Genomic DNA, 19,269 nt, shown 5'->3' with positions numbered 1-19,269 from the left:
GGCCGCACTCAGTCCATGATTTCTCCGATTACTACGCGTAAGCAATGGAGCACAATCAAGATCAGCTGGCCGCGATGCACCAGCGCCAGCAGGAGCTGCGTGCCCGGGCCGAAAAGCACCGCAGCCTGGTATCGGCAGTAGTCCACGACGAGTCCTCCGGCGAGGTGAAACGGCTGGTGCAGGAGCTGCAGACGCACCAGATCGAGCTGGAAATGCAGTACGAGGAGCTGCTGCTGGCCCAGGCCGAATCCGAGCGCCTGCGCCAAGAGTACACCGATCTGTACGACTTTGCGCCGGTAGGCTACTGCACCCTTAGCGCCCACGGCGAAGTGCTGCAGATAAACCTGCGCGCCGGCTTGCTGCTGCAGCAGCAGCGCGCCAACCTGGTGGGCCGGCGCTTTCCGCAGTTCATCAGCTCCGACGACCAGCCTCTTTTCTATAATTTTCTGCAGCGGGTGCTGGCCTCCGAAGGCTCACAGCACGCCGAGGTAAAGCTGAACCGGCCCGACGGAACCTCCTTTCGCGCCCGCCTGGAAGGGCGGCGCCAAGTGGCACCGGGGCAGCAGATGGTGTGCCGCCTGGCCCTGCTGGACGATACCGAGCGCCACAAGGCCGTGCAGCGCCTGGCCGCCAGCGAAGCCCGCTTTCGTACCCTGTTTGAGAAGTCGCAGGATGCGGTGTGCCTGGTAAAAGACGGCACCTACGTGGACTGCAACGCGGCTGCCGTGCTGCTGCTTTGCGGCACCGAAAAAAGCCAGATCATCGGCCAGCCCGTTTTGCTGCTCGCGCCCGAGTACCAGCCCAACGGCCGCCGCTCCGCCGAGGTGCAGCACGAGACACAAGTGCTGCTGCGGCTGCAGGGCTCGTACCGCGGCGAATGGCTGCGGAAGCGCTTCACCGGCGAGGAGCTCTGGCTGGAAGAATCGCTCACCAGCATCGACGTGGAGGGCGAAACCTTTACCCACGTGGTGTGGCGCGACATCACCGACCGCAAACGCGCCGAGCAAGCCCTGGCCGCCAGCGAGGCCCGCTTCCGCACGCTCTTCGAGCGTAGCTCCGACGGCCTGCTGCTGCTGCAAGGCAGCCGCTACATCGACTGCAACGCGGCCGCGCTATCCATCATCGGGGCCACCCACCGCGACCAGATCGTGGGGCAGCCGGCCGCCGTTTTTACCCCCGAGTTCCAGCCCGATGGCTGCCGCACGGCCGAGTGGTTTGCCGGCAACGTGCAACGGGCTTTGCAGGAAGGCTCGCTGCGCTGCGAAGCGCAGATGACAAGGCTTTCGGGCGAGGAAATCTGGGTGGAGGGCGTACTTACCCCGGTACTCATGGGGGGCGAAGAGCCGCTGATCCACATCGTGTGGCGTGATGTGACCGAGCGCCGCCGCAACGAGCAGCGCCTGCGCGAAAGCGAAATGCGCCTGCGAACGGCCGTGCGCGCCGCCCGCATGGGCATCGGCATCTGGGATTTCAGCACGCAGCTGTTTTTCCTGGATGAGCGCAGCCGCGAGGTGTTTGGGCTGCCCGCCGAAGGTGCCGACCTGAGCCTGGCCGAGCTGCTGACCACCGTGCACCCCGACGACGTAGCCATGGTCACCGAGACCCTGCAGACCGCCGCCCTCAGCGGCCAGCTGAATGCCCAAGCGCGCGTGGTACACCCCAGCGGCGCCGTGCGTTACGTGTTGGCCCTAGGGGAAGTGCTGCGCAGCTCCGATGGCGTGCCCGAGCGCATGAGCGGCGTCATCCGCGACATCACCGACCGCTACCTCGGCGAGCTGCGCCTGCGCGAAAGCCAGGAACGTCTTCAGTTGGCCCTTACCGCCTCGCAGGCCGGCCTCTGCCACGTGGAGCTGTCCACCGGGGTGCTGCACATGGACGAGCAAGCCAGCCGCCTGTACGGCCGCCCCGCCGAAGCCGGCCTTACCACCTGGGAAGAGCTGAGCCCGTGTGTGCATCCTCACGACCTGGCGCGGCTGGACGCTGCCCAGCAGCGCGCCATCGAAACGCAGGTACCTTTCCGGGAGGAGCACCGCGTGTACTGGCCCGATGGCTCCTTGCGCCACCTTGAAATCAGCGGCAACGTGCAGCTGGACGAGCGGGGGCAGCGGATGCGCCTGATCGGGCTGCTGCGCGACGTGACCGAGCGCTACCAGCAGGAAGAGCGGCTGCGCGAAAGCGAGGAGCGCCTGCAGCTGGCCATTCGGGCCGGCCGCAGCGGCGTGTGGGAGTGGACGCTCGATACCGATGAGCTGTACTGGGACGAGCGCGCCCAGCGCATTTTCGGGCGCCCGTTTGAGGGCCAGCCCACCTCGTTTGACGTGGTGCGCCGCGCCGTACACCGCGCCGATGTGGCCCGCATGCAGCAGGCCCTGGACGAAGCCATAGCCAAGCACCAGCCATTCCGGCTGGAGCACCGCGTGGTGTGGCCCGATGGCTCGGTGCGCCACTTGGTGTCGCTGGCCCACGTGAGCTACTCCCCCGAAGGCCGGCCCGAGCGGCTTACGGGTATGGTGCGCGACATCACCGAGCGCCGCGTGGCGCAGGAGCAGCTGGGCTTCAAGAACCGCCTGCTGGAGCGCATCGTGCAGAATATGCCCGTGGTGCTTACCCGCGTAGCGCCCAACGGCGACCTGCTGGAGGTGGTGGGGGCGGGGCTGCGCCGCCTCGGCGTGGAGGATAACCAGATAGTCGGGCGCAACGCGTTCGAGACTTATCCCATGCTGACCGACGAGCTGCGCAAGCTGGTGGCCGGCGAAGAAATAAACTTTTTGGGCATAGCGCCCCGCCGCGAAGGGGCGGAGCAGGTATATTTTCAGAACTACGGCTTCTTCGATGAGGAGCAGAAGTTCGGCGTCATCATCGGCATCGACGTGACCGATACGCAGCGCGCCAACGTGCAGCTGCAGGCCGAGCGCGACTTCGTGCAGACGGTACTCGACCACAGCGGCGACGCCGTGATGGTGTTCGACCGCAGCCTGTACGTGACCGAGTGGAACCACAAGGCCGCGGAGCTGACGCAGGTGGCCAGCGAAGATGTGCTGGGCAAGAAGTTCTTCGGCGCCATTCCGGCCTTCGATAAGCTGCCCTACCGCCAGATAGCCGAGCAGGTGCTGGCCGGCGAATCGGTGCGGCAGTACAATGTGGCTTTTACCCGCCGCGAAGGCCAGTTCGATGCCGTGTTTGTGCCCCTGCGCGACGCGGCCGGCAGCGTCATCAACATCCTGGGCATCATCCGCGACGTGACCGAGCGCAACCGCCTGATGGAGGAAGCCACCCAGCTGCGCCTGCAGCGCGAAAAGGAGGTGCTCAGCGCCATTATGCACACGCAGGAAGACGAGCGAAAGCGCATTGCCGAAGCCCTGCACAACGGCGTGGGGCAGCTGCTCTACGCCACCAAGCTGCACCTGGACCGCAAGCCCGTGACCGATGCGGAGCGGCAGGCGGCCCTGGGGCTGCTGAACGAGGCCATCAAGAGCACGCGCAGCATCTCCTTTGAGCTGACGCCCAACGTGCTGGAAGACTTCGGGCTGGAAACGGCGCTGGAAGAGATTTGCAAGCGTATTCCCCCCCGTAGCCTGCACGTGCACCTGGAAGTGGGGGAGATGAGCAAGCCCTTGCCGCGCCTGCTCGAAATAGCCATTTACCGCGTCGTGCAGGAGCTGCTCAACAACATCATCAAGCACGCCCAGGCCCGCGAGGCGTTCGTGTACGTGGAGCGGCAGGGCCGGATGGCGCACGTGAGCGTGGAAGACGACGGGGTGGGCTTCGACATGGCGGAAGTGGCCGCGCGCCGCAGCGGCATCGGATTGACGGGCATTCGCAACCGGGTGAGCCTGCTGGGCGGCAAGCTTAACATCCGCTCGCAGCCGGGGCTGGGGACCAACATCAGCCTGGTCTTGCCCATCACCCCCGAGTCCAAAACGACTTCGCCCAAGCCCGGAGCCTGAGGGCCTAACCCCGACGCCAGCAAGGGCGTAAGCACAAAGCAGATATCACTGCTAATCACGCTGCCCAATGCTGAAACCCGAACAGACTTCCGGAGCCAACACCACCTCGTGGCTGGCCACGGCCCCGCGGCCGTCGTTTGAACCGCTGAAGAAAAACACCACCGCCGATGTGGTGGTGGTAGGCGCCGGCCTGGCCGGCCTCACCACGGCTTATCTGCTCTCGCGCGAAGGCAAGACCGTGGTGGTGCTCGACGACGGCGAAATTGCCTCCGGCGAAACCGGCCGTACCACCGCGCACCTTTCCAACGCGCTCGACGACCGGTATTATCACCTGGAAAGCCTGTTTGGGAAAGACGGCGCCCGCCTCGCGGCCGAAAGCCACGGCGGCGCCATCGACCGCATCGAGAGCATTGTGCGGGAAGAGAAAATCGACTGCCAGTTCAGCCGCCTGGATGGCTACCTGTTTCTGCACGCCGAAGGCACCGTGAAGGAGCTGGACGACGAGCTGGAAGCTGCCCACCGTGCCGGGCTTACGGGCGTGAAGCGCCTGAAAGATGCCCGCGTAACGGGCTTCAAAACCGGCGAGTGCCTGCGCTTCCCCAACCAGGGGCAGTTTCACATTCTGGAGTATGTAAACGGGCTGGCCAAAGCCATTACCCAGCGCGGCAGCCGCATCTTTACCCGTACCCGCGTGCTGGAAGTGCACGGCGGTGACGACGCCCGCGTGGTGACAGCCGATGGTATAGAAGTAACGACCAAGCACGTGGTAGTGGCTACCAACACGCCCTTCAACGACCGGGTGGTGATGCACACCAAGCAGCACCCGTACCGTACCTACGTAGTGACGGCCCGCGTGCCCAAGGGCTCGGTCACCAAAGCCTTGTACTGGGACACTGCTGATCCTTACCACTACATCCGTCTGCAAGAGGTAGACGGGGCCGATTACGACCTGCTCATCGTGGGCGGCGAAGACCACAAAACCGGCCAGAACGACGACTACGAGGAGCCTTTCCGCTGCCTGGAAGAGTGGACGCGGAAAAACTACCCTTCAGCCCAGCAGGTGGAGTACCGCTGGTCGGGCCAGGTAATGGAGCCCGTGGATGCGCTGGGCTACGCCGGCCGCAATCCGCTCGACTCCGACAACGTGTTCATCATCACCGGCGACTCGGGCCACGGCATGACGCACAGCACGCTGGGGGCCATGATCGTGACAGACCTGATTCAGGGGCGCGAAAACCCCTGGGCCAAGCTCTACGACCCCGGCCGCGTAACGGTGAAGCTGGATACGCTGAAGGAGTATGTAAAGGAAAACCTGAACGTAGCGACTGAGTACACCGACCTGCTCACGGGCGGCGACGTGTCGAAAGAAGCCGAAATCCAGCCCGGTACCGGAGCCGTAATCGGCCGCGGTCCGCTGAAAGTGGCGGTGTACCGCGACGAGAAAGGCCGGACCCACGAGTGTAACGCCATTTGTCCGCACCTGCACTGCGTGGTGCATTGGAACAACACGGAGAAAAGCTGGGACTGTCCCTGCCACGGTTCCCGCTTCGATCCGTACGGCGAGTTGCTGAACGGGCCGGCAGCTACCAATCTGGGTAAGGTCGAGTAGCGAAGGTGATAGTAAGACCAATTCAATCCAGGCCGTCATGTCGAGCTTGTCGAGACATCTCGCGTGCTGATTCCTGAGAGTAATGTTCTAATCTAAAAGTTACTATCCCGCTAAACACGCGAGATGTCTCGGCAAGCTCGACATGACAATTGTTGGGGACGTCAGCACGCGCGATGTCTCGGCCCTTGCTCCAGGCGCAACATGCTCGACATGAGGGGCTGGAAGCTCTTTATAGTAGAACTTAAGCACGCGTGCTCAGCAAGCAGAGGCGGCTAAGACAATGGCCCCGGAGCAACTGGCTTCGGGGCCGTTGCTGTTTAGGTGCGGCACTGTAATTTGAGCGGTCATTTAGCCATGCCGCCGTGCTGCCAGCCGCCTTCATTCGTTCTGCTGATTCTTTAACTACTCGCCAACAAGCCGCCAGGGTGGGAGTGAAGCAGCTGCTGTGTGCCAACCTGATAGCCGGAGCACTGCTCAGCAGCTGCGGCGGGCCTGCCGGCACCAAGGAAACCGAAGCTGCCCAAGCTGCCGCCCCGAGCACAACCCCACCCGCGCCAGCTCCCCAAGCGGAGCCGGACGGCGTGTACGAGGGCACTCTGAAGGGTAAGTACCCTGTGCGGCTGGAGTTGTGGTCAGCCTCCGATACCACCTGGCAAGGACAGTATTACTACACCTCCCAGGGCAAGCTGATTTCGCTGCACGGCCGCCGCGCCAGCAATGGGCCGTTAAGCCTGCGCGAAACCGGCTCGGCCAAGCCGCCTCTCACCGGTAAGTTTTTGCTGTCCTCGACCGCCGATGGCTCCCTCACCGGCACTTGGCAGGACGCCTCCGGTCGCGCCCCGCTTGCCGTGAGCCTGCGCCGCCACGATGGCAGCCAGCCCCGCAATTGTCAGCTGCAGCTGAAAGACCGCACGTACTACGACGAGTACTCGGTACCCGTAGTGCGCGTAGCCGACGCGGGCGTGACCCGGCGGCTGCAGCAGCGCTTTGCCATCGAAAATGTTGCTGAAATGGGCCTGACGGAGCTAAAAGAGCACGGCAACCTGGGTTCTGATTACCCACAAGGGTATCACGTCCTTGGCTACGAAGTCGGCTACCAGCAAAACTGCCTCCTTAGCCTGACCTTCAGCTCCGAGTCCATCGGGGCCAATGTCAACGCCGCGTATGAGGATGTGACTATCGACCTCGCTACCGGCTTCGAGCTCAATATCTGGAACGAGCTGGCTCCGGCGCGCCGCCAGGCATTCATGGCCGAAGGCAACCGCCGGCTGCAGCGCCAGATTCAGGAGTACATCAAGACTGAGTGGCCCGAACTGGCCTCCAATTCGGAGTACGCACAGGACCTGGAGGGCCTGAAGTCGCAGGAGTTTTCGCCCACCTCCATGCTTATTAACGGCAATACGGTGCGCCTGTACCACAATGTGGAATACGAGGGTCTGTCCCATATCGTCTGGAAGAGCTACAACCACCAGTTCTTCGCCGAATTCACCTTTGCCGAGCTGAGGCCCTACCTCCGGCCCGACAGCCCTTTGCAGCGCCTGCCCGCTGCAGCTTCGCGCCGGTAGTGGTTTCTTTGCAGCATGCCCGTTTCCGCCGCTATCCGCCCGCTGCATATTGCACCCGTCGAGGTATTCACTGATAATCTATCAACCTACGCCGCCCAGGAGCGGCATTACGCCAGCCGCCACAGCGCCATCGGCTGGCTGCGCATTGGCGTGTTTCTGGCCGGGGCCGGGGGCGCGTGGTGGCTGTTTGAGCAAGACCGTAATCTGCCGGCCGTTCTGTGGCTCGTCGTTTCCTACATCGTATTTCTGCTGGTGATGCGCTGGCATAGCCGCATCGGTTACCAGTTGCGCCAGCGCCAGCTGCTGCGCCTCATCAACCAGGAAGAGCTAGACCGCCTCGCCGGGAAGCTTTCCGCTTTCGACGCCGGTCAGCGCTACGCTGATCCTGCCCATCCCTACACCGCCGACCTCGACGTGTTCGGCCCGCATTCCTTGTTTCAGCTCGTCAGCCGTACCACTTCGCGGCTGGGGCAGGATAAGCTGGCCAGCTGGCTGCAGGGCCCGGGCGAATTGGCAGCATTGTGGCAGCGGCAGCAGGCCGTGGCCGAGCTTACACCCGACGTGGCCTGGCGACAGGACTGGCAGGCACGCGCCCGGCACTTCCCCAAGCAGTCCGACGACCCGCGGCCTTTTCTGCAGTGGCTGCACCAGCCCGACTTTTATACCGGCCGCGGCTGGCTGCTGGCCTGCTTGCTGGTGCTGCCGCCTCTGGCTCTCATTGGCTCGGCGCTGTGGCTCACGGGCTGGTCGGGCTGGCTGGCTGGGGTGCCCATCCTGCTGATGTACGGCCTGAACTACCGCTTCCGGCAGGAGCGCGACGCCGTGTTTGAGCGCAGCATGGACATGTACGACGTGCTGCGCGCCTACCGCGACCAACTGCTGCACCTCGAAGCCCGCCAATGCGCCACACCTTACCTAGCCAGCCTACGGGCACAATTGCTGGAGCGCGGCACGCCGGCTTCGGGCTACGTGGCGCGGCTGGCGCGCATTGCCCAGAACTTTTCCCTGCGCTGGAGCACCCTGGCCGGCTTCTTCGCCAACAATCTGCTGATGTGGGACTTCTTCTGGATGTGGCGGCTCGAAGCCTGGAAGCACCAGTTGGGCGGCGCCCTGGAGCCGTGGCTGGATGTGGTGGCCGAAGTGGAAGCCCTCACCAGCTTGGCCGCCACTCAATACGCCAATCCCGACTGGGCCATACCCGAGCTGGTGGAAGCTCCACTTACTTTCGAAGCCATTGCCCTGGCGCACCCGCTGATTTTCAGCCGCGGCCGCGTGGCCAATGATTTTGCAAGCGTCGGCGCGGGCCGCACGGCCTTGGTCACGGGTTCCAACATGTCCGGCAAGACCACGTTTCTGCGCACTATTGGGGTGAATATGGTGCTTGCCCTGGCAGGTGGGCCCGTCTGCGCTCAGGCGTTGCGCTGCGGCCCGGCGCAGCTTTTCACCGCCATGCGCACCCAGGATAATCTGGCCGAAAGCACCTCGTCCTTCTACGCCGAGCTTAAGCGTCTGCGCCAGCTCCTCGACCTCACCGAGGCAGGACGGCCTACCTTTTTCCTGCTCGATGAAATTCTGAAAGGCACCAACTCCCGCGACCGGCACGACGGCGCCCGCGGCCTCATCCGGCAGCTGCACCACCGCCCGGCCAGCGGCCTCGTCAGCACCCACGACCTGGAGCTAGGCGACCTGGCGGAAGAGCTGCCCGGCTTCGTGAGCAATTTCAGTTTCAACAGCGACATCATCGGCGACGAGATACGCTTTGACTACCGCCTCACCCTGGGGCTTTGCCGCGAGTTTAATGCCAGCAAGCTCATGGAACTGATGGGCATCGGAGTGGCTACTGGCCCAACTGGCGTGCGAAATTCGTAAGCAGTAGCGGCGCATGTGTAGCTCAGCAGGTGCAGCGCCTGCCCCTTGCTTGTGTCCATCAGCATGCCTCTTGCATTGCTGATTTGATGAATAATGGGCCTTGATACCGGTGCAAAGATGCCCGGACAGGACACTTTCTACGTACTATATAATGTTTATAGCGTCAAATACTTAATTATCTGTCAATCAAGCATAGAAGCATCGATAACTTAAACCATCATCTTATATTTACAGTATTGGACAAAGAACTACTAGGATAATATTGCCTTAACATTGCTTTGTCTCACTTTCTTTAGCACTCATTCCCAAATATGCTTTCCCGGCCAGTAAGAGCATATTTTTTGTTTGCATTGGCCTAGAGTATTCCGCTCTTCCTCGCCTTAGTTCCACCGTTCCGCTCCCGATTACTGCCCCTGCACACCTGTTACTCTTCCTTTCACCCATGGAGGTCTATCGCGAAATACTACCTGAAAGCTACCTGCTTATCCTAGCCGATAACATTCCCTCGGCCGGAGAGGATGAGGACGCCTTGGATCGGGCGTTGCGCCGGGCCAGCCGCAGCGGCAAGTCCAGCGTATGGGTCGACTGCAGCCACCTGCACCACTTGCCGCCTGATGCTGCCGACCTGCTGGCCTTTTATTACCGCAAGCTGTCCAAGCACGGGATGAGCCTCGTGCTCTGCCACCTTGCCGACCCCGTGCGCGTGGAGTTGGAGGCCATAAGCGCATTGCCAATCCCAATCGTGCCTACCCTGCTCGATGCCGAGCGATACTGCCATCAGGAACTGCGGAGCCGGCGCAAATCAGCCTAGAAATCGTAACCCCCAGACACAAAAAAGCCCCGCCGGTTGGCGGGGCTTTTATAGTTTAATTAGCTGGCAGTAGCTTAGAAAGCCAAGCCCAGCGTGAGGCCGGTACGGATGCCGAAGCCTTTCAGGCTACCGTTTACTTCGAAGTTGTCTTCGCTACCGCTCTTGGCTTTTACTGAACCGCCGCTGTAGTTCGGACCGATGAACATGTCCAGCGTAAAGCGGTCCTTGAACATCCACTGACGACCTACCAGCACACCAGCACCGAGAGTGTTCAGGGTGCCTTCGTCGGAGCGGCGCGTGGTAATCATGTTGCCGTTGTTATCGAAGGTGTAGCTGTCGTATTCGGTCTCCAGCTTGAAACCCTGGTAGCGCAGGTATGGGCCTACATAGAAGCCATTCATCGACTCGCCAGAAAGATAAAAGCGGTATTCGGGGGTAAGGCTAAAACCGGAGATTTTGGTGTCGCCGGGCTGCCAGCTTGTAAACGAAAAACCTAGCTGGGCCGAGTTATTGTCGCTCACCTTACGCTCGAAGAAGAACGAGCCGGTTTTGAAGAGGGGGCTAAATACGTTCACTTTCACAGCGTTGCTGCTTTGTGCAGAAGCCATGGTAGCGCTGCCAGCCAGCACAGCAAGGCTGAGTAGGGCCTTTTTCATAAAAAAGATAAGAAGGAGGGGAAGGGAAAAAGTCTTTAAAACCTTTTTGCGGCAGCAACGTTATTGAAAGATTTTCCCTTTTGAAAATAGTATAGAAACAAAATAAACTAGGTTTGAATATATGCCAGACCATTTTGAAAATATGACGCTTATAAAAATTATATTTGATGTCCATATTAATTGGATTTAATGCGTAGCTGACCAGGAATAACGCAAAATCGATTTGTGTTGGATGTATTTCTCAATCACATGATTATGTGGTGAGAAAGTATCCGATGAATTTCGACCACAGTATGCTGGCCGGCCTAAAAAAGAGAAGCCATAACTGCATAAAGCACAGCTATGGCTTCTGAAAATATGCTTGGAAGAGAGGAACCTTATCAAGTTTGTTTGGCTGACCCCGGCTGGTAGCGTACCCCACCAAACAGGTACAGCATGATGGCGCGCGAGTAACGAAACGACAGCGGCGTAAGCAAAAGCATGGCCGAGGTGGATGCGCCGATATATGCCCATACGGAGGCGTCACGGTCGATCAAATACACTAATAAACCCGTCACCAGCACAATAGCGACGGAGAAGCCGTAGCTAACGTACATAGCCCCCCAGTAAAAGCCTGGTTCCGGCTCGTAGGCTTGACCGCACGCCGGACAATGGTCGTGCATATCGTCGAAGTGGGCAATGTTGAGTGCGGAGTATTTGAATAGCGCCCCCTCGTGGCAGCGCGGGCAGCGCAGCTGAAGCAAAGAAAGGGAGGACGATGCAGGGGAAGTAGCCATAAGCAAAGCAACTAAACAGTGGCAAAGGTACTATTGGCTTATACGGGGCAACAGGACCATTTGCGGGTACTTACCGGACAAATCAACGCCGGCCGCGAAACGCTTCGGGGTGAGCCCGGCGTACTTACGGAAGTAGCGTGAAAAGTACGATGCGTCAGTAAAGCCGAGGGCGTAGGCTACCTCGGCCACGGTTTCGGGCGAGTGATGCAGTCGGCGCTTAGCCTCTACTACCACGCGCTCATGAATCAGGTCGCTGGCCGTTTTGCTCAGGTAGCGCCGGCACAAGGCGTTGAGGTGGTTGGGGGTGAGGTGCAGCCGCTCCGCATAATTACGAACCGATTTGTGCGTGCGAAAATGCTCGTTGAGCAGCTGTTCAAAAGCTCGCAGCTGGTGCAGGCCGGTTTGCTGCGCCGGGCCTGGCTCGGGGTGGTGCGCGCGGGCCGCCAGCTCCAACACCAGGTGCAAATAAGACCGCAACACTTCCAAGTGGTTGGCCGGCGCCGTGGCGTACTCCGTTTCCATACGGCTTAGCAGCGGGCCGATCAGTGCCTCGCCGGGCGGCAAGTAAAGCACCGGTTGGCGAAATGGGCTGAAGAAAGGATAGGTGTACAGCCGCTCGGCCGGGTAGCGCAGCAGGTAGAATTCCGGCGTGAAGAATATATCGATGCCCTGGGTGTCATCGGTCAGCGACCAACTATGCACTTGACCTGGGGTAAGGAAAAACAGAGCCCCGGGCCGCACGTCGTACGTGATAAAGTCAATAGCATGAGTGCCGCTGCCCTGCGTGAAATACAGCAACACATAAAAGTCGTGGGCGTGCGGTGCATTGACGCGGCTGAAGCTGGCGCGCAGCGTCTCCAGCCGTTGCAGTCGAAACGGCGTTTGCGGAGCCGTATCGGGAAATTCCTCGATGCAAAGCACCGGAACGGGGGCGTGTTTCATGGGCAGAAAAGCGGCAGCACAATACAAAATAACGTATCGGCAACAGCTCAACCGGGATTTTGTGCGGCCGTATGGCTACGTTGGTCTTGCGGGACCTTTATCACAGGGCTGGCCAGCCGTGCCAGCTGGGGATGCCGCCCCTCATGTTATGCGCCGACACCAACGCACGCTTCAATACTTTTTCTTTGGTCAGGACTTTGCCGATGGCTTGCGCGTCACGCTGGGCGTCCTGATTCCGGGCCTGACGCTGTACCAGTTGGGCCATTCTGACGTGGGCTTCACCGTCTCGCTGGGCGCCGTGGCCGCCAGCCTTACCGACATTCCGGGGCCCGTCACGCACAAGCGCAACGGGCTGCTGCTGTGTAATCTGCTGATCGTGGTAGTGGCCCTACTCACGGGAGTGGCCCGGCTTAATGACTATGTGCTGGGCGCGGCGGTGTTTGGGCTGTGCTTTCTGCTTACCATGCTGTCGGTGTACGGTGCCCGGGCCGGGGCTATTGGCTCGGCGGCGCTGCTGATCATGATCCTGACCATGGACCGTGACCAAAACTGGACTGAGCTGTGGCAGTACGCCGCGCTGCTGTTGGCCGGTGGGGTATGGTACACGCTCATTTGTTTGGGCTTTTCGCGCATTCGTCCTTACCGCCCGGCCCAGCGCGCCTTGGGTGAGTGCATCCACGCCATTGCGGAATATTTCCGCCTCAAAGCCGAGTTCTACGACCCCGAGACTAGCCTCGACAAGGATTACCGGCAGCTGGTGGCCCAGCAAGTGGCCGTGAGCGAGAAGCAGGTGGCCGCCCGCGAGCTGCTCTTTAAAACCCGCATAATCGTGCGTGAAAGCACCGGCACCGGCCGCCGACTGGTGCTGACGTTTGTCGATGCAGTGGATTTGTTCGAGCAGATCATGGCTGCTTACTACGACTACGCCGCCCTGCGTCAGCGCTTCAACCACACCGGAGTGCTGGCCGACATTGCCCGCCTGATCCGGCGCATGTCTACCGAGCTAGACCATATCGGGCTGGCTGTGCAGGCCAACCGGCCGCACCCCACTCGCTTCGACCTGGTGCCTGAGCTGGAAATGCTTAAAGCTCGCATCGACCGTATTGGGGAAAGTGAGCCGGGCAGCAATCTGGTGTTGCGCAAGCTATTGGTGAGTCTGCGCCACCTGCACCAGCGTCTCGCCGACATGAGCCGCTACACCGACCCCGAGTTTCGGGCGCCCGCGCCCGGCAAGCACGAGTCCGACTACCGGCGCTTCGTATCGGAGCAATCGGTGAGCCCCTCCGTGCTGCGCGACAACCTGACTTTCAACTCGGTGACGTTTCGACACGCATTGCGCGTGAGCGTGGCGGCGCTGGTAGGCCTGCTGGTGGCGCGGCTGTTCACCTTCGGCCACCACGGCTACTGGATAGTGATGACGGCCATGTACATGCTCAAGCCGGGCTTCAGCCTTACCAAGGAACGCAACATCCAGCGCATAACGGGCACACTGGTCGGCGCCATCATCGGCGTAGCGGTACTGTATTTTATTCCCAACGCCACCGCTCAGTTTGCCCTGATGCTGGTGTTTATGGTGCTGGCCTTCAGTTTCACCCGCATTAGCTACGTGGTAAACGTGCTGTTCCTGACGCCCTTTTTGCTGATTCTATTCCACTTTCTCGGCATTGGTTACGTGAGTGTGGCCGAAGAACGCATGGTCGATACGCTCATTGGCTGCGCCATTGCGCTTACGATTGGCTACTTGCTGCTACCGCGTTGGGAATCGGAGCAGCTGACTACGTACATGCGCGACGTGCTGCGTGCCAACCAGGCCTACCTGCGCACCATGGCCAGCTACTTGGTAGAGCGCCCTGCCGATGCCACCGAGTATAAACTGGCCCGCAAGGAAGTGTTCGTCAGCTCCGCCAATCTCTCGGCAGCCTTTCAACGAATGCTGTCGGAGCCCAAAAGCAAGCAGCGACACGAGGCTGAAGTGCACCAGTTTGTGGTGCTGAACTACCTGCTGGCCTCCAACATCGCCACCATTGCCGCTGCTGCTCGCGCTGGCCAGTTGCCTGCGCCGCCGGCCGACATATTACGACCCGTGCGTCAGTCTTTGGCCCTGCTGACGGAAGCGTTGAAAAAGCTCAGCTCGGAAGAAGTGCCGGAACTGGCTCCGCTGCCTTCACCGGAAGCAGACTCTACGCCGCGCCCGCCAATTCCTGCCGGAGAGGAGCGGCTACTACTGGAGCAGTTGGAATTTGTGCAGAAAGTGAGCAGTGATATTCGAAAGGTGACGGAAGTAGTGACGGCGTAGCCTAGTTAGGTACCGGAGCGGTAATGACTGTTATCAAGAGTACCCGGGCCTTTCCTTGGGCTAAGTGAAGTTGACCCTAGTTTAAGTTGACTGTAGGTGGCGCACTTTCCGGGCGTCTCCACAATCTGGCAGGCAGGCTTACGCGCATTATTTGCTGCGCTGGTGCCAGCAGCTTGCAACCCGATGCTGATGAATGGAATCGTCAATGGGTACAGGAATCAATACGCCACTTATGAAAAGACTATTACGCACCTCGGTGGTACTGGCTATGGCTGCCGCCTCGCTCCAAAGCTGTAGTCACATGGACGATAGCAGCGCCCCCGATTCATTCAGTAGCGCACCGGCTCCTGGCGGCACTAATCCGCAAGCTGGCGTGCTCACCGCCGGTGAGTGGAGTGACTTAAACAACTGGGGCTTCTGGCAAACCCTGAGGGAAAAGCAGGAGTGGGCTGGCCACGAGACGCATTGGCAGTATTATACCGGCAGCCGCTACACCATTACCATTACGGATCAGGGCGGACAGCCGCTGGCCGATGCAGTAGTGAGCGTGGGCGGTACAGCGCCGGCTACTACCGGTGTTACCGCTGCTGTTACCGACCGCCTTGGGCGTGCCGAATTGTTTCCGGCTCTATTTTCCTCCAATCAGCATTCGGCCAGGCTTGACCTGCGTGTGAGCTATCAGGGGCAGGTGTATTCGCCCGATCCGGTAGCAAGCTTGGAGCATCAGGCTACACGGGTGCTGCCCGTACTCCGCACAGTTACCAACCCGGTAGATATCATGTTTGTGGTGGATGCTACCGGCTCGATGGGCGATGAAATTAATTACCTCAAAGCAGAGCTGCGCGACGTAATAAACCGGGCCGATGCTCAACTGCCGTCGGCTGATCTGCGCATGGCCAGCGTGTTCTACCGTGACCACGGCGATGAATACCTGACGCGTACGCAGCCTTTCACCAACAACGTTAACCAGCTGCTGAGCTTCGTGGAGCGCCAGCGAGCAGACGGTGGAGGCGACTTTCCCGAAGCTGTAGAGGAAGCCCTGCATGAGGCCCTGCAGCAGCAGTGGAGTGCCAGCGCCCGGTGTAGACTGCTGTTCCTCGTGCTGGATGCGCCGCCGCACGATCATGACAAAGCCCGGATACAACAGCTTACCCGACAAGCTGCTCAGCGCGGTATTCGCATCATTCCTGTAACGGCCAGTGGCATCAGCCGCAGTACCGAATTCCTGATGCGCAGTATGGCCATTGGTACGGCGGGCACTTATGTATTCATCACCAATCACAGCGGCATCGGCGATACGCACCTGGAAGCCTCCGTGGGCCAGTACCAGGTAGAATTCCTGAATAACCTGTTGGTACGGCTGATAACGCAGTACAGCCAGCAGTAAGCCGACACGTTGGATTGGCTGAACACTGCTCCATAAGCGGATCTAAAACACCAAGGCCGGCCCCGACTTCGTTGTTGGGGCCGGCCTTGGTGTTTTAGATCCGCAAAGAGGCTACTTCACTGCCTGCCCCTCCGGCTTGAGCGTACGCCCGAGCCAGTCGAAGAACACGCGGTTCCAAAGCACGGAGTTCTGGGGCTTACCGATCCAGTGGCCTTCGGTGGGGAAATACAGGAAGCGGCTGGGAATGCCTCGCAGCTGAGCCGCTCCAAAGGCCTGCATGCCCTGGTTTTCGGGTACGCGGAAGTCTTTACCACCGTGAATAACCAGAATGGGCGTATCCCACTTGCCCACAAATTTCTGCGGGTCGAACTCCTGGTAGCTTTTGGGGGCCGGAGAGTCCCACGGCGCGCCCTTCATATCGTGGTGAGCGAAGAACAGCTCCTCGGTCATGGGGTACCAGCTGGACAGGTCGTAGAGGCCGGCGTGGGCGATGAACGTCTTGAAGCGGCCTTGGTGGTGACCGGCTAGGTAGTATACCGAGAAGCCCCCGTACGAAGCGCCCACGCAGCCGCGCCGCTCTTTATCTACGTAGGGCTCTTCCGAAATCTTGTCGATGGCCGAGAGGTAATCACGAATGGGCTGGCCGCCCCAGTCGCCGCTGATCTGGTCGTTCCACTCGCGCCCGAAGCCGGGCAAGCCACGGCGGTTCGGTGCCACCACAATGTAACCCTGGGCAGCCATCAGCGCGAAATTCCAGCGGTAGCTGAAGCTCTGCGTGATGGGGCTCTGCGGGCCGCCCTGGCAGTAGAGCAGGGTAGGGTACTTTTTGCTCGGATCGAAATTGGGCGGGTAGATGACGTACACCTGCATCTGCTTGCCGTCGGTGGTCTGCACGCGGCGGTTTTCAACTTTGCCCAGCTTCACCCCGGCCAGCTGATCCAGGTTTAGCTGCGTGAGCGGTGTTTCCTTACCGTTTTTCAAGTTCACGCGCACTACCTCGGCTGGGCTCTGCATGGTGGTGCGGCTGCAAATAGCCACATCGGGACCAGCCAGCTCGAAGGCATTGTAGTTCTGCAGGCCCTTGGTCAGCTGCTGAATCCTGCCGCCTTTGCTCGGCACCGAGAACAGCTGATCGGTGCCTTCCACCACAGCGTTGAAGTAGATGGTTTTGCCATCGGCCGACCAGCGCACGTTGCCGGCGCTTAGCTCCGAGCCCTTGGTGATGTCCTCGTGCTTACCAGTTTTGAAGTCGTGTACGATAATGGCGTTGCGGTCGGCCTCGAAGCCCGGCGTTGCCATACTTAGCCACGCCACCCGGCCGCCATCAGGCGAAAACACCGGCTCGATATCGTAGCCCGGCATGCCTTCCGAGAGGTTCTTGGTAGTGTTGTCGCGGACGGAGTAGAGGTAGATGTCGGAGTTCGTACTTAAGGCTTCGGCCTTGCCCGACAGCTTGCGCGAGGTGTAGGCCAGCAGGTAGCCATCGGGCGAAAACGCCAGCTGTTCGGAGCCTGCCAAGGGCCGTACGGGCGCATCGAAGGCTTCGCCGGCCAGTACGTCCTTGCCGTAGCCTGTGGGTTTGCCATCAGCACCCACGGGCTGGAAAAACACGTGCGAGGCCTTATCGTCCTCCCACGAGGTCCAGTGGCGATAAAACAGGTCGTCGTAGAGCTTGGCATCGGCCTTCGGCAGGTCGGGGTACAGGTCCTGCAGGCTCTTGCGCACCTTTACATCCTGGGTGTACAGGATGAAGTTGCCCTTGGGCGCATATTTCAGGTTCGACAAGCTTTCCTCCTGAAACTCACTCAGCAGCTGTTTGCCCGAGCCATCGGCATTTACCGCGTACAGCTGCGGAATGCCGCTTTCGTCGGAAAGGAAGGTAAGCTTACCGTCGGGGCGCCAGTTTAGGGTGTTTTCGCTGTTGGGCGTCGCGGTAAGCTGCTTCACGGTACCGCCGGCCACGGGTACGGTGTAGATATCGGCGTTGCCACGGTTGGCCTGCAGGTCGTAGCGCGTAACGGTGAAGGCCACGGTCTTGCGGTCGGGCGAAACCTGCATTTCGCCCAAGCGGCCAAGTTTCCATAGCAACTCAGGCGTGTAGGTAGACTGCGCCGCAGCGGAAAGGGATGCACCAGCCAGCAAGGCCAGCAGCAGCGGTTTTTTCATAGTAGATGGCAATGGGATTGGCAAGGTAAGTAACCGAAGCGCGTCATTGCCACCCCTAGGCCCGTCACAATGGGTAACTTTGCAGCGTTGGATATGATTGTAATATATCATCAGGCGCTTGTAACAAAAGGCGGCATGGTTAAGCGGCAGCCGCTGCCCCAGCAAAGGGTGGCCGTCAGGACCTGAATTCAGGGTCGGGTAGCAGGGCCGTTTCGCGCCGCTGTGCACTGCATCAGGCATGTTATTACCTTGCGTACATGACCGATTTCCGCCTCCGCGTCTTCCAGGCCGTCGGCCACCACCTCAGCTTTACCAAAGCGGCGCAGGAGTTGTGTATCACGCAGCCGGCCGTCACCAAGCACATCCGGGAACTGGAGCGCAGCTACGAGCAGCGCTTGTTTGAGCGCCGCGGCAACCGCGTCAGCCTCACCGAAGCTGGTCAGCTGTTGCTCCGCTACGCCGATCAGGTGTACGAACTGCACCACCAGCTGGCGGAACAGCTCCACACCCTGCATGATACCACGGCCGGGCGGCTGCGGCTTGGTGCCAGCTCTACGCTGGCCCAGTACGTCATTCCCGGTATTTTGCCTGGGTTTCAGGCTCGTTATCCGCGGGTAGAGCTTACGGTGCTCAACGGTAATTCCGAGCAAATCGTGGAAGCCTTACTAGGCGGCCAAATCGACCTTGGATTTGTGGAAGGCCAGGTCAAAAACCGCGACCTGCACTACGAGCTACTGCTTGATGATGAGTTGGTAGCCGTGCGCCGGGCAGCTGTTGCTGGGCCGTCCGGCGCACCCATGGCGTTGGCTGAAGTGCTGCGGCACCCGCTGGTGTTGCGCGAACGGGGCTCAGGCACATTGGAAGTGCTGGAGTTTGCCCTGCGCGCCCATGACATCAAACTCTCGCAGTGCCAAGTGGCTATTTACCTCGACAATACGGAGGGTATTAAGTCTTACCTGGAAGCGGCACCTGATTGCATTGGCTTTGTGTCTATTCGCGGTTTGCAAAAGGAACTGGTTGCTGGTCAGCTAGAAGTAGTGCCGGTGGAAGACTTCCGACTTGAGCGGCAGTTTGAGGCCGTTTCCATTCAGGGGCAGCCACTGATCAGAGCAGCCCAGCAGTTTTTGACTTATGCGCACCAGCAGTTTAAGTCAGGTGCGCATAACCATAAGTAATTGCCTATAAATATTTTTGATAACCCTGCAGGTAGGGGAGGGCGTACTTTTGTTAACCTATTGCGCCCCA

At 60.2% G+C, this 19,269-nt stretch carries 12 protein-coding genes; 8 read left to right on the top strand and 4 right to left on the bottom strand.

Features of this window, described 5'->3' with window-relative positions:
* Positions 1–44 precede the first annotated feature (44 nt).
* The 5 genes from AC5FXY_RS01360 to AC5FXY_RS01340 all read left to right on the top strand — a co-directional run bounded on the left by AC5FXY_RS01360 (position 45) and on the right by AC5FXY_RS01340 (position 9,801).
* Positions 45–3,947, top strand: a complete 3,903-nt coding sequence (locus AC5FXY_RS01360) for a PAS domain S-box protein (protein ID WP_493554835.1) — start codon at positions 45–47, stop codon at positions 3,945–3,947.
* 67 nt (positions 3,948–4,014) lie between these two features.
* Complete coding sequence (locus AC5FXY_RS01355; protein ID WP_493554834.1) at positions 4,015–5,556, top strand: FAD-dependent oxidoreductase; 1,542 nt, start codon at positions 4,015–4,017, stop codon at positions 5,554–5,556.
* A gap of 362 nt (positions 5,557–5,918) precedes the next feature.
* Positions 5,919–7,121, top strand: coding sequence for a hypothetical protein (locus AC5FXY_RS01350; RefSeq protein WP_493554833.1), 1,203 nt, complete (start codon positions 5,919–5,921; stop codon positions 7,119–7,121).
* Positions 7,122–7,136: 15 nt separating this feature from the next.
* On the top strand, positions 7,137–8,990 hold the full coding sequence (locus AC5FXY_RS01345) for a MutS-related protein (protein WP_493554832.1): 1,854 nt from the start codon (positions 7,137–7,139) through the stop codon (positions 8,988–8,990).
* A 442-nt stretch (positions 8,991–9,432) separates the two neighbouring features.
* The gene (locus AC5FXY_RS01340; RefSeq protein ID WP_493554831.1) at positions 9,433–9,801 is read left to right on the top strand and encodes an STAS domain-containing protein; all 369 of its coding nucleotides are present in this window, start codon (positions 9,433–9,435) and stop codon (positions 9,799–9,801) included.
* 74 nt (positions 9,802–9,875) lie between these two features.
* On the opposite strand, the gene AC5FXY_RS01335 is transcribed toward AC5FXY_RS01340, so the two are convergent.
* The 3 genes from AC5FXY_RS01335 to AC5FXY_RS01325 form a co-directional block, all read right to left on the bottom strand.
* On the bottom strand, positions 9,876–10,457 hold the full coding sequence (locus AC5FXY_RS01335; RefSeq protein ID WP_493554830.1) for a DUF3575 domain-containing protein: 582 nt from the start codon (positions 10,455–10,457) through the stop codon (positions 9,876–9,878).
* A gap of 380 nt (positions 10,458–10,837) precedes the next feature.
* Positions 10,838–11,233: a DUF983 domain-containing protein gene (locus AC5FXY_RS01330; protein WP_493554829.1), complete on the bottom strand. Its 396-nt coding sequence runs from the start codon at positions 11,231–11,233 to the stop codon at positions 10,838–10,840.
* A gap of 30 nt (positions 11,234–11,263) precedes the next feature.
* Positions 11,264–12,175, bottom strand: a complete 912-nt coding sequence (locus tag AC5FXY_RS01325; protein ID WP_493554828.1) for an AraC family transcriptional regulator — start codon at positions 12,173–12,175, stop codon at positions 11,264–11,266.
* A 148-nt stretch (positions 12,176–12,323) separates the two neighbouring features.
* On the opposite strand from AC5FXY_RS01325, the gene AC5FXY_RS01320 reads away from it, so the two are divergent.
* The gene (locus tag AC5FXY_RS01320; protein WP_493554827.1) at positions 12,324–14,471 is read left to right on the top strand and encodes an FUSC family membrane protein; all 2,148 of its coding nucleotides are present in this window, start codon (positions 12,324–12,326) and stop codon (positions 14,469–14,471) included.
* A 232-nt stretch (positions 14,472–14,703) separates the two neighbouring features.
* Positions 14,704–15,858 carry a VWA domain-containing protein gene (locus AC5FXY_RS01315; RefSeq protein WP_493554826.1) on the top strand — a complete coding sequence of 385 codons (1,155 nt, stop codon included), beginning with the start codon at positions 14,704–14,706 and terminating at the stop codon, positions 15,856–15,858.
* Positions 15,859–15,969: 111 nt separating this feature from the next.
* On the opposite strand, the gene AC5FXY_RS01310 is transcribed toward AC5FXY_RS01315, so the two are convergent.
* A complete protein-coding gene (locus AC5FXY_RS01310; protein ID WP_493554825.1) occupies positions 15,970–18,024 on the bottom strand; it encodes an alpha/beta hydrolase family protein in 2,055 nt (684 codons plus the stop codon).
* A gap of 257 nt (positions 18,025–18,281) precedes the next feature.
* Here AC5FXY_RS01310 and AC5FXY_RS01305 point away from each other — a divergent pair, with 257 nt between their 5' ends.
* Positions 18,282–19,199, top strand: a complete 918-nt coding sequence (locus AC5FXY_RS01305) for a LysR substrate-binding domain-containing protein (RefSeq protein ID WP_493554824.1) — start codon at positions 18,282–18,284, stop codon at positions 19,197–19,199.
* Positions 19,200–19,269: the final 70 nt, after the last annotated feature.

This window comes from Hymenobacter sp. FMD4, from assembly GCF_058932745.1.
Note: the sequence above shows the minus strand (reverse complement) of the source record. Positions and strands in the feature narration are given on the sequence as shown.

Bases quoted from the DNA above. Each gene is read 5' to 3' on its own strand.
- AC5FXY_RS01360 (WP_493554835.1), top strand. From the start codon at position 45: ATGGAGCACAATCAAGATCAGCTGGCCGCGATGCACCAGCGCCAGCAG.
- AC5FXY_RS01355 (WP_493554834.1), top strand. From the start codon at position 4,015: ATGCTGAAACCCGAACAGACTTCCGGAGCCAACACCACCTCGTGGCTG.
- AC5FXY_RS01345 (WP_493554832.1), top strand. From the start codon at position 7,137: ATGCCCGTTTCCGCCGCTATCCGCCCGCTGCATATTGCACCCGTCGAG.
- AC5FXY_RS01340 (WP_493554831.1), top strand. From the start codon at position 9,433: ATGGAGGTCTATCGCGAAATACTACCTGAAAGCTACCTGCTTATCCTA.
- AC5FXY_RS01335 (WP_493554830.1), bottom strand. From the start codon at position 10,457: ATGAAAAAGGCCCTACTCAGCCTTGCTGTGCTGGCTGGCAGCGCTACC.
- AC5FXY_RS01330 (WP_493554829.1), bottom strand. From the start codon at position 11,233: ATGGCTACTTCCCCTGCATCGTCCTCCCTTTCTTTGCTTCAGCTGCGC.
- AC5FXY_RS01325 (WP_493554828.1), bottom strand. From the start codon at position 12,175: ATGAAACACGCCCCCGTTCCGGTGCTTTGCATCGAGGAATTTCCCGAT.
- AC5FXY_RS01320 (WP_493554827.1), top strand. From the start codon at position 12,324: ATGCGCCGACACCAACGCACGCTTCAATACTTTTTCTTTGGTCAGGAC.
- AC5FXY_RS01315 (WP_493554826.1), top strand. From the start codon at position 14,704: ATGAAAAGACTATTACGCACCTCGGTGGTACTGGCTATGGCTGCCGCC.
- AC5FXY_RS01310 (WP_493554825.1), bottom strand. From the start codon at position 18,024: ATGAAAAAACCGCTGCTGCTGGCCTTGCTGGCTGGTGCATCCCTTTCC.
- AC5FXY_RS01305 (WP_493554824.1), top strand. From the start codon at position 18,282: ATGACCGATTTCCGCCTCCGCGTCTTCCAGGCCGTCGGCCACCACCTC.